Source organism: Burkholderia sp. Bp9031 (assembly GCF_003857965.1).
In the GTDB taxonomy this organism is placed as follows: domain Bacteria; phylum Pseudomonadota; class Gammaproteobacteria; order Burkholderiales; family Burkholderiaceae; genus Burkholderia; species Burkholderia ambifaria_A.
This window is the reverse complement of the sequence record NZ_QTPW01000052.1, coordinates 17,406-31,233: the sequence shown is the minus strand read 5'-3', so window position 1 is coordinate 31,233 and position 13,828 is coordinate 17,406. Positions and strand designations below refer to the sequence as shown.

Annotated in this window: 10 protein-coding genes; 4 read left to right on the top strand and 6 right to left on the bottom strand. The window is 66.1% G+C overall.

The features are described from left to right. Nucleotides 1-403 precede the first annotated feature (403 nt). A complete protein-coding gene (putA, locus tag DIE15_RS35050; protein WP_124835716.1) occupies nucleotides 404-4,336 on the top strand; it encodes a trifunctional transcriptional regulator/proline dehydrogenase/L-glutamate gamma-semialdehyde dehydrogenase in 3,933 nt (1,310 codons plus the stop codon). An 84-nt stretch (nucleotides 4,337-4,420) separates the two neighbouring features. Then, nucleotides 4,421-5,560, top strand: coding sequence for a branched-chain amino acid ABC transporter substrate-binding protein (locus DIE15_RS35045; RefSeq protein ID WP_057927949.1), 1,140 nt, complete (start codon nucleotides 4,421-4,423; stop codon nucleotides 5,558-5,560). A 209-nt stretch (nucleotides 5,561-5,769) separates the two neighbouring features. Here the strand turns inward: DIE15_RS35045 and DIE15_RS35040 are convergent, their stop codons facing one another. The 6 genes from DIE15_RS35040 to DIE15_RS35015 form a co-directional block, all read right to left on the bottom strand. Continuing rightward, a complete protein-coding gene (locus DIE15_RS35040; protein ID WP_124835715.1) occupies nucleotides 5,770-6,180 on the bottom strand; it encodes a hypothetical protein in 411 nt (136 codons plus the stop codon). After that, nucleotides 6,173-6,841: a M35 family metallo-endopeptidase gene (locus DIE15_RS35035; protein ID WP_124835714.1), complete on the bottom strand. Its 669-nt coding sequence runs from the start codon at nucleotides 6,839-6,841 to the stop codon at nucleotides 6,173-6,175. Before DIE15_RS35035 ends, DIE15_RS35040 begins: the two co-directional genes overlap by 8 nt. A gap of 4 nt (nucleotides 6,842-6,845) precedes the next feature. Beyond that, nucleotides 6,846-7,391, bottom strand: coding sequence for a hypothetical protein (locus DIE15_RS35030; protein ID WP_124835713.1), 546 nt, complete (start codon nucleotides 7,389-7,391; stop codon nucleotides 6,846-6,848). A gap of 204 nt (nucleotides 7,392-7,595) precedes the next feature. Then, a complete protein-coding gene (locus DIE15_RS35025) occupies nucleotides 7,596-8,057 on the bottom strand; it encodes a PAAR domain-containing protein (protein WP_260428436.1) in 462 nt (153 codons plus the stop codon). A gap of 259 nt (nucleotides 8,058-8,316) precedes the next feature. Next, nucleotides 8,317-9,867: a class I adenylate-forming enzyme family protein gene (locus DIE15_RS35020; RefSeq protein ID WP_124835712.1), complete on the bottom strand. Its 1,551-nt coding sequence runs from the start codon at nucleotides 9,865-9,867 to the stop codon at nucleotides 8,317-8,319. 61 nt (nucleotides 9,868-9,928) lie between these two features. Further along, nucleotides 9,929-11,581, bottom strand: coding sequence for an acyl-CoA dehydrogenase family protein (locus DIE15_RS35015; RefSeq protein WP_124835711.1), 1,653 nt, complete (start codon nucleotides 11,579-11,581; stop codon nucleotides 9,929-9,931). Between the two features lie 133 nt (nucleotides 11,582-11,714). On the opposite strand from DIE15_RS35015, the gene DIE15_RS35010 reads away from it, so the two are divergent. Further along, complete coding sequence (locus tag DIE15_RS35010; protein WP_057927944.1) at nucleotides 11,715-12,383, top strand: TetR/AcrR family transcriptional regulator; 669 nt, start codon at nucleotides 11,715-11,717, stop codon at nucleotides 12,381-12,383. A 227-nt stretch (nucleotides 12,384-12,610) separates the two neighbouring features. Beyond that, nucleotides 12,611-13,765 carry a pyridoxal phosphate-dependent aminotransferase gene (locus DIE15_RS35005; protein WP_124835710.1) on the top strand — a complete coding sequence of 385 codons (1,155 nt, stop codon included), beginning with the start codon at nucleotides 12,611-12,613 and terminating at the stop codon, nucleotides 13,763-13,765. Nucleotides 13,766-13,828 lie beyond the last annotated feature (63 nt).

The following is a 13,828-nucleotide window of genomic DNA, read 5'->3' as shown; positions in this document are numbered from 1 at the left end:
CGCCTGGCCGCTGCCCCCTGCCCGGCGCCCGGAGCACGCTGCCCGCCGCCCGCCGCCCGCCGCCCACCGCCCACCGCCTGCATCGCACGATCCCCGCTGGCGAGGCCCATTGCGCACTTGCTTGCGGCACCCAGCGGCCCGCCAAGTGCAACCCGCTTTTTTTTCTCCGTCTTGGGCCCCGATGGTTGCACGCGCGAGCCGAATCGGCACGATCAGGGAAAACACCGATCCGTCGACCACGGGCAACCCCTAGGTTGCAACCGTCTAAGTGGCTGATTATATTGACTAACCTGAGGGTGCAACCAGTCTTGTAATTAGGTTGCACCTTTTTATTGCGTGCCGTAGGATTTCGCGCATCCTCTCACACCACATTGCCGGGCTCGCACCGGCGCACGAACCCACCATGGCAAGCACGACTCTCGGCGTCAAAGTCGACGACCTTCTCCGCTCGCGCCTGAAAGACGCGGCCGCGCGTCTCGAGCGCACTCCCCACTGGCTGATCAAGCAGGCGATCTTCGCGTATCTCGAGCGGATCGAGCACGGCCAGCTGCCGCCCGAGCTGTCGGGAAGCACCGGCGTGACGGAGCTCGCCGACGGCCAGACGACAGATGGCGACGACGACAATTCGCCGCATCCGTTCCTCGAGTTCGCGCAGAACGTGCAGCCGCAGTCGGTGCTGCGCGCGGCGATCACGGCTGCGTATCGCCGCCCCGAGCCGGAATGCGTGCCGTTCCTGCTGGGCCAGGCGCGCCTGCCGGCGAACCTGCAGGCCGACGTGCAGACGCTCGCGACGGCGCTCGTCGAGGCGTTGCGCGAGAAGAACTCGGGCGGCGGCGTCGAAGGGCTGATCCACGAGTTCTCGCTGTCGAGCCAGGAAGGCGTCGCGCTGATGTGTCTCGCCGAAGCGCTGCTGCGCATTCCCGATCGCGCGACGCGCGATGCGCTGATCCGCGACAAGATCAGCAAGGGCGACTGGCGCTCGCACGTCGGCCACGCGCCGTCGCTGTTCGTGAACGCGGCGACCTGGGGGCTGATGATCACCGGCAAGCTCGTGACGACCAACAGCGAAGCGGGGCTTTCGTCGGCACTCACGCGCCTGATCGGCCGCGGCGGCGAGCCGCTGATTCGCAAGGGTGTCGACATGGCGATGCGCCTGATGGGCGAGCAGTTCGTCACCGGCGAGACGATTTCCGAAGCACTCGCGAACAGCCGCAAGTACGAAGCGCGCGGCTTCCGCTACTCGTACGACATGCTCGGCGAAGCGGCGACGACCGAAGAGGACGCGCAGCGCTACTACGCGTCGTACGAGCAGGCGATCCACGCGATCGGCAAGGCGGCCGGCGGCCGCGGCATCTACGAAGGCCCGGGCATCTCGATCAAGCTGTCGGCGCTGCACGCGCGCTACTCGCGCTCGCAGCAGGACCGCACAATGAGCGAGCTGCTGCCGCGCGTGCGCGCGCTCGCGCTGCTCGCGCGCCGCTACGACATCGGCCTGAACATCGACGCGGAAGAAGCCGACCGTCTCGAACTGTCGCTCGACCTGCTCGAGGCGCTGTGCTTCGATCCGGAGCTCGCGGGCTGGAACGGCATCGGCTTCGTCGTGCAGGGCTACCAGAAGCGCTGCCCGTTCGTGATCGACTACCTGATCGACCTCGCGCGCCGCAGCCGTCACCGCCTGATGATCCGCCTGGTCAAGGGCGCGTACTGGGATACCGAAATCAAGCGTGCGCAGGTCGATGGCCTCGAAGGCTATCCGGTCTACACGCGCAAGATCTACACGGACGTGTCGTACCTCGCGTGCGCGAAGAAGCTGCTCGCGGCGCCCGACGCCGTCTATCCGCAGTTCGCGACGCACAATGCGTACACGCTGGCCGCGATCTATCACCTGGCCGGCCAGAACTACTACCCGGGCCAGTATGAATTCCAGTGCCTGCACGGGATGGGCGAGCCGCTGTACGAGGAAGTCACGGGCCGCGACAAGCTGAACCGCCCGTGCCGCGTGTACGCGCCGGTTGGCACGCATGAAACGCTGCTCGCGTACCTCGTGCGCCGCCTGCTGGAGAACGGCGCGAACACGTCGTTCGTGAACCGCATCGCCGACAAGACGGTGTCGGTGAAGGAACTGGTCGCCGATCCGGTCGACGAGGCGTCGAAGGTCGTGCCGCTCGGCGCGCCGCACGCGAAGATCCCGCTGCCGCGCAACTTGTACGGCGACGAGCGCCCCAACTCGATGGGCCTCGACCTGTCGAACGAACACCGTCTCGCATCGCTGTCGTCCGCGCTGCTCGCGAGCGCGCATCATCCGTGGCGCGCGGCGCCGATGCTCGCCGACGACGCGCTCGCCGATGCCCCGGCGCGCGACGTGCGCAACCCGGCCGACCAGCGCGACGTGGTCGGCACGGTCAGCGAAGCGACGGCCGAACACGTGAGCGCGGCGCTCGCGCACGCGGTGGCTGCCGCGCCGATCTGGCAGGCGACGCCGGTCGATGCGCGCGCCGACTGCCTGGTGCGCGCGGCCGACCTGCTCGAAGCGCAGATGCACACGCTGATGGGCCTGATCGTGCGCGAAGCCGGCAAGTCGCTGCCGAACGCGATCGCTGAAATCCGCGAAGCCGTCGACTTCCTGCGCTACTACGCGGCGCAGATCCGCGACGAATTCTCGAACGACACGCACCGTCCGCTCGGCCCCGTGGTCTGTATCAGCCCGTGGAACTTCCCGCTCGCGATCTTCATGGGCCAGGTGGCCGCTGCACTGGCAGCCGGCAACACGGTGCTCGCGAAGCCGGCCGAGCAGACGCCGCTGATCGCCGCGCAAGCCGTGCGCCTGCTGCGCGAGGCCGGCGTGCCGGCCGGCGCGGTGCAACTGCTGCCGGGCACCGGCGAGACCGTCGGCGCGGCGCTGGTCGCCGATCCGCGCACGCGCGCGGTGATGTTCACCGGCTCGACCGAAGTCGCGCGCCTGATCAACAAGACGCTGTCCGCGCGCCTCGACCCGGACGGCAAGCCGATTCCGCTGATCGCGGAAACGGGCGGCCAGAACGCGATGATCGTCGACTCGTCGGCGCTCGCGGAGCAGGTCGTCGCGGACGTGATGCAGTCGTCGTTCGACTCGGCCGGTCAACGGTGTTCGGCGCTGCGCGTTCTGTGTCTGCAGGACGATGTCGCGGACCGCACGCTGACGATGCTGAAGGGTGCGATGCACGAGCTGGCGCTCGGCAACCCCGACCGGCTGTCGACGGACGTCGGCCCGGTGATCGACGGCGAAGCGAAGCAGACGATCGATACGCACGTCGCGACGATGAAGGACAAGGGCCATACGGTCACGCAGCTGCCGTCGCCGGAAGCCTGCGCGCACGGTACGTTTGTGCCGCCGACGCTGATCGAGATCGGCAGCATCGACGAGCTGAAGCGTGAAGTGTTCGGCCCCGTGCTGCACGTCGTGCGCTATCGCCGCAGCCAGCTCGACAAGCTGCTCGAGCAGATCCGCGCGACGGGTTACGGCCTGACGCTCGGGATCCATACGCGGATCGACGAGACGATCGCGCACGTGATCTCGAACGCGCACGTCGGCAACATCTACGTGAACCGCAACGTGATCGGCGCGGTGGTCGGCGTGCAGCCGTTCGGCGGCGAAGGGCTGTCGGGCACGGGCCCGAAGGCCGGCGGCGCGCTGTACCTGCAGCGCCTGCTCGCGACGCGTCCGTCGGGCCTGCCGCGTTCGCTCGCGCAGACGCTGATCGCGGACGGCGCGGTCGAAGGCGAACAGCGCGGCAAGCCGGCGGCGGCGCTCACCGCGCTGCGCGATTGGCTGATCGAGCAGCGCGAACCGGCGCTGGCCGCGCGTTGCGACGGCTATCTGGCGCAGGTGCCGGCCGGTGCGACCGCGGTGCTGACCGGTCCGACGGGTGAGCGAAACACGTATACACTCGGCCCGCGCGGCACGGTGTTGTGTGTCGCGGCGACGCCGGGCGGTGCGCGCGCGCAGTTCGCGGCGGTGCTGGCGACGGGCAACCGCGCGTTGTTCGCCGGTGCGGCGGGCGAGGCGCTGGTCGCGGCGCTGCCGGCCGCGCTGAAGGCGCATGCGGCCGTGCGCAAGCAGGCCGACGTGCCGTTCGACGCGGTGCTGTTCGAAGGCGATAGCGACGAACTGCAGACGCTCGTGAAGGACGTCGCGCAGCGGCCGGGCCCGATCGTGTCGGTGCAGGGCGTGTCGGCGGGCGCGTTCGAGAACGGCGACGCGGAAGACTATGCGCTCGAGCGGCTGCTGACCGAGCGCTCGGTCAGCGTGAACACGGCCGCGGCGGGCGGCAATGCGAATTTGATGACGATCGGCTGACCATCCTTGCCGTTCGGATCAAACAAAGGATGCGGCAAGGCGATCCCGAAGCCGCTCCATTTACCCTGGTACCAAGGAGAAGCTATGCAACACACGATGAAAAAGCTGGCAGGCGCGACGTTCGTCGCTGTCATGTCGCTGGCGGGGACGGCTCATGCGGACGACGTGAAGATCGGTTACGCAGGGCCGATGACGGGCGCCCAGGCTCACTACGGCAAGGATATGCAGAACGGGATCGCGCTCGCGCTGGAAGACTTCAACGCGACGAACCCGAAGATCGGCGGCAAGCCGGTGAAGTTCGTGCTCGAGACGCAAGACGACCAGGCTGACCCGCGCACCGGCACGACGGTTGCGCAGAAGCTCGTCGACGACGGCATCAAGGGCATGCTCGGCCACTTCAACTCGGGCACGACGATTCCCGCTTCGCGCATCTACGCGAACGCCGGCATTCCGGAAATCGCGATGGCGACGGCACCGGAATACACGCAGCAGGGTTACAAGACGACCTTCCGCATGATGACGTCCGACACGCAGCAGGGCTCGGTGGCGGGCACCTTCGCGTCGAAGGATCTCGGCATGAAGAAGATCGCGATCGTCGACGACCGCACGGCCTACGGCCAGGGTCTCGCCGACCAGTTCGAGAAGGCCGCGAAGGCCGGCGGCGCGACGATCGTCGATCGTGAATTCACGAACGACAAGGCCGTCGACTTCAAGGCGATCCTGACCAAGCTGAAGGCGGCGAAGCCGGACCTCGTCTACTACGGCGGCGCGGACTCGCAGGCAGCGCCGATGGTCAAGCAGATGAAGACGCTTGGCATCACGGCACCGCTGATGAGCGGCGAAATGGTGAAGACGCCGACGTTCCTGAAGATCGCGGGCAACGCGGCCGACGGCACGATCGCTTCGCTGGCAGGCCTCCCGCTGGAAGAAATGCCGGGCGGCAAGACCTACGCCGACAAGTACAAGAAGCGCTTCGGCGAAGACGTGCAGACCTACTCGCCGTATGCGTACGACGGCGCGATGGCGATGCTCAACGCGATGAAGAAGGCGGATTCGACCGATCCGGCGAAGTACCTGCCGGTGCTCGCGAAGACCAACATGGCCGGCGTCACGTCGTCGCACGTCGCGTACGACGCGAAGGGCGACCTGAAGAACGGCGGCATCACGATGTACAAGGTCGAGAAGGGCGAATGGAAGCCGCTGAAGAGCATCGGCGGCAAGTAAGCAGTCAGTCTTGACGTGGGGAGCGGGCGGTGGCCCAACGTTGCCGTCTCGCGCCTCGTGCGAAAAAGCCACCAGTCCCGTCGGGGCCGGTGGCTTTTTCTTGGGGGGTACGCAGCCGGCAGGACATAGGGGGCTTGCAGGCGGTGGTGCAGGCGGGTCGCCGCATGCGTACGTGCCAGCGCATCGCCGTGATCGGCGGCAGTATGACGTTACTTGCCGTCGCAGCACTTGTTAGGGCAATCGGGCAGGAAGGAAATTTCCACACGCCGGCCATTGTCCACGTCGCCATGCGAATAGACGCGAGCGCTTTTCTTGATGGTCCCGCGTAAAAAACCTAGTTCCTCCAACAGCGCATACGCGGTTTGCAATCTCGATTGCGCAAGGGCCGGTGCTCCCGGTTCACTTTCCTCGGCATGGCCGCTGATCAGTGTCGTTTCTTTGGTTAGGTGATTTGCATAATAGAGTTTTTGGTCGGCTACCCATTTTGCAATGCGGACGATCTCCGAATGCGATATGTGCGAGCTATCTCTCGAAAAGTAGACGTCGAAGTTTTCGCTGGCGATGCATGCGAATACCGGATTGGAGGTGAGAAGACTTAGACCAAGAATAAACTTAAGCATTGTAAATGACGTATCCTGCAATACTGTCGGCATTGTTGATTGCTTGATTCGGATTTTCGGCTCCAAACGCCAAACACTCCTCCATGAAGTATCTGTGATCCTTGGTTCCCATTGTGTCATCGAAATGACTCACCTCATGAATCAGAGTGGAAACTACGGAATCTTTTTCCCATGAGAAGTCTCGCATTGTACAAAAATCGGGATGTATTGCGATCGTATGAGTTACGGTATCCGGCGAACACACTGATGCAGCGACTCCCGATTTGTTCGGATTTGGAACGCATCCAATATGTTTGAATCGCTCGCTATCCCATCGCGTGAAATTGTAGCCTGTGAGTGCCTTTAGTACTCGAGCGATTGCAGTCAGGCCTGTTAATACCGTTATGCGGGTGCCTTCATCGGTTCTGCCGAACCACTGTAATACGCGTGCCTTGTCAGCGTTCGACCAGCGCTGCAAATCCTCGATTCTTTTGTCGACGAGAGAAATGGCTCGATCGCGCTTACTCAATACCATTTCCCGGAATCCCTTGTTTGTCATGTTGTGACATATTTTTTCGGTATTGATTGTTACTTCCACCATCGACCCCGGATTGGTGTTGGTGACTGCGCCTGAGTGTACGAGGAACCATTCTCCGCCGTCATTCACATCAAAATTTTTCATTGCTTCAATGTTCCGTCGTATAGATTTTCAGAGTTGCCGAGACGTCGGTGGCGATCCGATGTGTTTGCCCGGCCGTGTCCGTGGTGCCCGTGAAAATCTGGCCAGTGTCGGTAACGATTCGGTAGCGGATGTTCGCGAGCGGGCGGCGGGAGTCATCGAGCAAGGTGAATTGCTCGTCGTGTACGGCAGCCGATCGAGCAAATGACCGCACGGCTGCATCAGATTTGCGCCCATTCAGCGCCGCAGTCTCTCCTGCAGTAAAAATCATCCGCATGCCGCGCTCAGCATAGAAGATCGGCGACGGGTTGCATCCGCAGACATTCATATCCCCGCTCAATGCCCACTGTTTGCCGTTCGGGCCGGTACCGGGCCAGCGCGGCCCTTGCGGTGCGATGTACCCTTCACGCTTGCAGGCCGTACAGTAGGTCTTCATATCGAGCGTGGCGATATGGACCCTCGGCGGAGGATTGGAACAGGTCACGGTGTCGAGGCCTTCGACAATCACCGCTTCCCCGGCGCGGTCGCCTTTGGCAAGAAAGTAGCGGATCATGGGCGCTACCTCAGTGGGGCATGGACGAGCGGGTGACGACGCTAAATACAACTGACGACGCTACGCCTTGTCGCTCGGGGCTATCGGTGATCGTGTCGCCGTTATCGAGTCCGCTGCCAACGAATGCGAGCGGCGCGAAGTCGGGCCCGTCGGCCAAACCCAGACCGCTCGTCACGCGCGCGATTGAACCGTCCGGATAGTGGATCAGGTCACCGTGGCAGCCTTTCCCAAGTGCGGCGCTACTTCCCACGTCCCGGAAGGCTCGCGCAATACACCGCCGCGCGCTGTTGTCGCGCCACGTACCGCCAGTCTGTAGGCGGGCGGCGCGAGCGGCGGCACATAGGTCGGATCGAACAGGCCCGCAACGCGTTGCCCATCCGCCACGTGAATGCCCCATGAACTGCGCAGCGTTTCGGTAATGCGGTCGCCGTTGCTCAACCGGCTGCCCACCAATGCGAATGGCTTGCCTCCGCTATGGTTGTTTCCCGCGCCGTCGATAATCGCGGCCTCGCTGCCGTCGTCATAGGTCACTACATCGCCGACGCAGGCGACTTCCAATCCAGCCAAGGTCAGGCCGCTGGTTGCGGTGGTGACACGTCCACCGCGTTCCGTGAGCGCGCCAACGGTGGCGAAAAGATGGGTCGGTGCTTTGAGTTCGTTTTTCATCCGGCTTCCCTGTTTCAGTAAATGGAATGGCTGCCTAGAGACGCTATTCCAGATAAGAAACATCGATCAATCGGACGAATATGATTCGGTACCGGTAACTTCTATTACTTGTTCCGTTCCACTTGTTGCATTGACCGCGCGTGCGCGAATGCGTTAGGTCAGATGTCGCGGATAGGCAATGGTGCCGTATCCCGCTTTTGGGTTCGCAAAGGGGATATGAGTGTGCGAGCTACCAGTGCGCCGGCTCAATCGCGGATACTTAGTCTCTGCGCATGCGCAGCAGGAACTTCTGCAGCTTGCCGGTCGGCGTGCGCGGCAGCGTTTCCGCGAACACGAATTCGCGCGGGATCTTGTACGCGGCGAGCCGCTCGCCGCAGAATGCGCGCAGCGCATCCGCATCCGCATCCGCATCCGCATCCGCATCCGCATCCGCATCCGCATCGGGTGCGGTGCCCGCGCGCAGCACGACATGCGCGACGACCGTCTCGCCCCAGTCGGGATGCGGGACGCCGACGACGGCGACCTCCGCGATCCCGGGATGCGCGCCGAGCACGTCCTCCACTTCCTTCGAATAGACGTTCTCGCCACCCGTGACGATCATGTCCTTCAGCCGGTCGACGATGAACAGGTAGCCATCCTGATCGATCCGCGCGATGTCGCCGGTGCGGTACCAGCCGTCCGGCGCGAACGCGGCGCGTGTCGCGGCCGCATCGTCGAGATAGCCGAGCATCATGCTGTCGGTCTTCAGCCAGATTTCGCCGGTCTCGCCCGGCTGCGCGTCGATGCCGTCCATCCGCACGACGCGCAGGTCGACGCCCGGGCCGCCGTGGCGGCCGATCGAGCCGGCCTTCGCGATCTGCTCGTCCGGATACAGCGTCGTGCCGGCCGGGCCTGTTTCGGTCATTCCGTACACCTGAAAGAACGCGTCGCTGCGATACGCGCGCGCAAGCCGTTCGGCCTGCGCGGCGCCGATCGGGCCGCCGCCGTACAGCCATGCGCGCACGCTCGACAGGTCGAACGCCGCGAAGCCGTCGACCGTGTCGAGCGGCAGCGTGTACGACACCGGCGCGCCGAAATACAGCGTCACGCGCTCGCGTTCGACAGCCTGCAGGAAGCGTAGCGGATGGTATTCGCGCAGCAGCACGACGGTGCCGCCCGCGTACAGCGTACCGCCGAACCAGTTGTTGAGCGGTGACGAATGCCAGATCGGCATCGCCATCAGCGTGCGCTCGTTGCGGCCGATACCGATCGCGAGCGCGGCTTGCATCGCCGCGAGCGTCACGGTGTGGTGGCTGTGCACGCAGCCTTTCGGGCGGCCGGTCGTGCCGGACGTATAGAGGATCTGCGCGACGTCGCCGTCGGCCGGCTCGATGCCCGCGAGGCCGTCCATCGTCGCGCACAGCGTGTCGAAGCACGGCACGCCGTCGAGTTCGCCTTCGGTCACGAGCTGTCGTGCGGGATGCACGATGCGCTCAACCACCGGCGCGAGCGCCACGTCGAACAGCAGCGCCTTGCTGCGGCTGTGTTCGAGCAGGTAGTCGACTTCCGGCGCCTGCAGCTTGTGATTGATCGGCACGAACGTCGCGCCGAGCCGCCACGCGCCGAACATGAGGTCGACGAAGGCCGACGTGTTGAAGCACATCGCGGCGACGCGGTCGCCGGCCGCGATGCCGAGCGCGCTCAGCACGGCCGCCGCGCGGTGCGAGCGGGCACGCGCGGCGGCATAGGTGATCGTCGCGGATTCGCTGACGACGAACGGCTTGTCGGGCGTCGCACGGGCGGCGCGGTCGAGGGCGGCGACGAGATTCATCGGGGCTCCGGGCGGGCGAACGAAGGCGAACCGGGATGTAGTCAGCGATCCGCGACGGGCATCAGGCCGGGTACGCGCGCTGCAGCAGCGCGGCGACGTCGAGCGCGTGCGGATCGAAGCCGCCCGCGATGCGGCCCCAATCGGGGGCGGCGAGCCGCGTCGCGATGAACGCGTCGGCGACGGCCGCGGGCGCGTCGCGCCGCAGCAGGCACGCCTGCGCGAGGAGCGCGAGCCGCTGCGCGAACACGCGGGCCGACGCCTCGAGCGTGTCGGCCGGCGCCGCGAGCATCGCGCGCAGCGCATCGAGCGCCGCGCGGATGCGCGGTTCGCCCGCGCCGAGGTCGGCCAGTTCGTCGAACAGCGCGGCGGCCGCGTCGGGTTCGCGCGACACCGCGCGCAGCACGTCGAGGCACATCACGTTGCCGGAGCCTTCCCAGATCGAGTTGACCGGCGCTTCGCGGAACAGCCGCGCGATCGGGCCGTCGTCGACGTAGCCGTTGCCGCCGAACACTTCCATTACCTCGCCGGTCAGCTCGACCGCACGCTTGCAGACCCAGAATTTCGCGGCGGGCGTGACGATGCGCTTCCACGCGCGTTCGCGCGGCGAGTCGTCGCGCTCGAACGCGTCGGCCAGGCGCATCGCGAGCGCGAGCGCGGCCTCGCTTTCGAGCGCGAGATCGGCGAGCACGGTGCGCATCAGCGGCTGCTCGGCGAGCGCGCGGCCGAATGCGTGGCGCTGGCGCGTGTACGCGATTGCCTGCACGACGCCCTGGCGCAGCATCGCCGCGCTGCCGAGCACGCAGTTCAGCCGCGTGTGGGTGGCCATCTCGATGATGGTCGGAATCCCGCGGCCTTCGTCGCCGAGCATGATGCCCCACGCATCGTCCAGCTCGATCTCGCTGCTCGAGTTGCTGCGGTTGCCGACTTTGTTCTTCAGCCGCTGGATCTCGACCGCGTTCTTCGTGCCGTCCGGCCGCCAGCGCGGCACGTAGAAGCACGACGGGCTGCCAGCTTCGGTGCGCGCGACGACGAGGTGCGCGTCGCACATCGGCGCGGAGAAGAACCACTTGTGGCCGCGCAGCCGGTATTCGCCGCCGCGCCCGCCCGCGCCGATCGCGGTCGCGAGCGTCGTGTTCGCGCGCACGTCGGAGCCGCCCTGTTTCTCGGTCATCCCCATGCCGAACCAGGTCGAGCGCTTCTCGGCGACCGGCACGTCGCGCGGATCGTAGTCGTCGCTGTACAGCTTGTCGCGCAGCAGGCCCCACAGCGCGGGTTCCTTCTGCAGCACCGGAATCGCGGCCTGCGTCATCGTCGCCGGGCACAGCGTGCCGGCCTCGATCTGGCCGTGCAGGTAGAAGCCGGCCGCGGTCGCGGCCCAGCGGCCGGGGCGCGATTCGCGGAACGCGAGCGACACGAAGCCTTCGTTGCGGTACAGGCCGAGCAGCGCATGCCAGGCCGGATGGAAGTCGACGCGGTCGATGCGCCGGCCGCGCCGGTCGAACGCGTTCAGCTCCGGCGTGTGGCGGTTCGCTTCGTCGGCGAGCCGCGCGGTGTCGGCGCTGCCGAGCCGTGCGCCGTACGCATCGAGCTGCGGCACGGCCCAGTCGGCGCCCGCGCGGGCGAGCGCCTCGCGCAGTGCGACGTCGGTGGCGAAGAGGTTATAGTCGACCAGTTCGTCGAACTGGTTCGTGACGGCATGGGTCGATTCGGTCATCGGGCTGTCTCCGGTCTCATGCTTCGCGGTCTGCCGATCGGGGCCGCACCGCCGGCGTTTGCGCGCCTGCGCGGGCTTCCGGTGAAACCCCGATCAAACAAACGTGTGTCCGCTGAATTTCAGAGTAGCAAATATGCCGCCGCGACATGTTCAGGTTCCCGAGCCGCCCGGCCAGCCGGCGGCGCAACCCGCGCCCGCATTGCGTCGCCGGCCGCGCCAGTCGCGTGCGCAGGCCACGTCCGATGCGCTCCAGCAGGCGTTCGTTCAGCTTTTGCTCGAGCGCGGCTACGCGAAGGCGACGATCCGCGAGATCGCGGCCGTCGCGGGCGTGAGCATCGGCACCTTCTACGAATACTTCGGCGACAAGCAGAGTCTCGCCGCGCTGTGCATCCACCGGCGCGTGCTGGCGCTGGCCGACCGGCTGCGCGATGTGGCGCACGGGCTGCGCGGCGTGCCGCGCGCCACGCTCGCAGCCGCGCTCGTCGATTTGCAGGTCGATGCAATCGGCGCCGACGCCGCGCTGTGGAGCGCACTCTTCGTGCTGGAGCGGCAGGTGTCGCCGCTCGCCGCGTACCGCCGGCATTACGACGCGTATGTCGCGCTGTGGCGCGATGCGCTCGCGCAGGCAGCCGATCCGCCGCCGGCCGCGCGGCTCGACGGGATCGCACGGATGGCGCATGCGGTCTGCTATGGCGGCGTGTCGCAGGCGCTGCTGACGCTTGGGCCCGCCCTCGATTTCGCCGCGTTGCGCGGCGAGCTGCAAACCGTGCTGCGCACCTATCTGGCGGCGGCTGGCGAGTGACGCTCGGCATGGCCGAGCGGCCGTAGGGGAAATGCCCGATTCGCATGCGTGGCCGGCGGCGCCGAAGTGGCCTGATGCGTCGCGGATACTGAATCATGAGAAAAATGCATGGCCGCCATGACGAACTTTCGATTGTCCGCCGATATTGGCTCGGGCTAAATCATGCGGCATGAGGCAGGCCGCGCGCGTCGCGCGGGCCGGTCCGAAGGACATCAGAAGGAGGAAGCATGCGAAGCGCCACCACGCCCCGTTCGAAACTGCCGGACGTCGGGACGACCATCTTCACGGTGATTGGCCAGCTCGCCGCACAGCACGATGCACTGAACCTGTCGCAGGGCGCGCCGAATTTCGCGCCAGATCCGGCACTCGTCGAGGCCGTCGCACGCGCGATGCGCGACGGCCACAACCAATACGCGCCGATGGCGGGCATAGCGTCGCTGCGCGAGCGGCTCGCGGAGAAGACCGAGGCGCTGTACGGCACGCGCTATGACCCGGGCACCGAGATCACGGTGATCGCGAGCGCGAGCGAAGGGCTTTACGCGGCGATCAGTGCGCTCGTGCATCCGGGCGACGAAGTGATCTATTTCGAGCCGTCGTTCGACAGCTATGCGCCGATCGTGCGGATGCAGGGCGCGACGCCGGTCGCGATCAAGCTGTCGCCCGAGCATTTCCGCGTGAACTGGGACGAAGTGGCCGCGGCGATCACGCCGCGCACGCGGATGATCATCGTCAACACGCCGCACAACCCGACCGCGACCGTGTTCTCGGCCGACGATCTCGAACGGCTCGCGCAACTCACGCGCAATACGGACATCGTGGTCCTGTCGGACGAGGTCTACGAGCACGTCGTGTTCGACGGCGCGCAGCACCAGAGCGTCGCGCGCCATCGCGAACTGGCCGAGCGCAGCGTGGTCGTGTCGTCGTTCGGCAAGTCGTTCCACGTGACCGGCTGGCGGGTTGGCCATTGCATCGCGCCGGCCGAACTGATGGACGAGATCCGCAAGGTGCACCAGTTCATGGTGTTCTCGGCCGATACGCCGATGCAGGTTGCGTTCGCGGAGATCCTCGCGCGGCCGGAAAGCTATCTCGGCCTGTCGGCGTTCTACCAGGCCAAGCGCGACCTGCTCGCGCGCGAGCTGGCCGATTCGCGCTTCGAGCTGCTGCCGAGCGAAGGCTCGTTCTTCATGCTCGCGCGGTTCCGGCACTTCTCGGACGAGCCCGACAGCGACTTCGTGCTGCGCCTGATCCGCGATGCGCGCGTCGCGACGATTCCGCTGTCGGCGTTCTACACCGACGGCACCGATGCAGGCGTGATCCGCCTCAGTTTCTCGAAGGACGACGCGACGCTGATCGAGGGCGCGCGACGGTTGCGTTCGCTGTAATCGCGGGTGCGGCCCGCACACAAGCCGGCGACGCGTACGCCGCACCGAAAGCCACGGATGGGG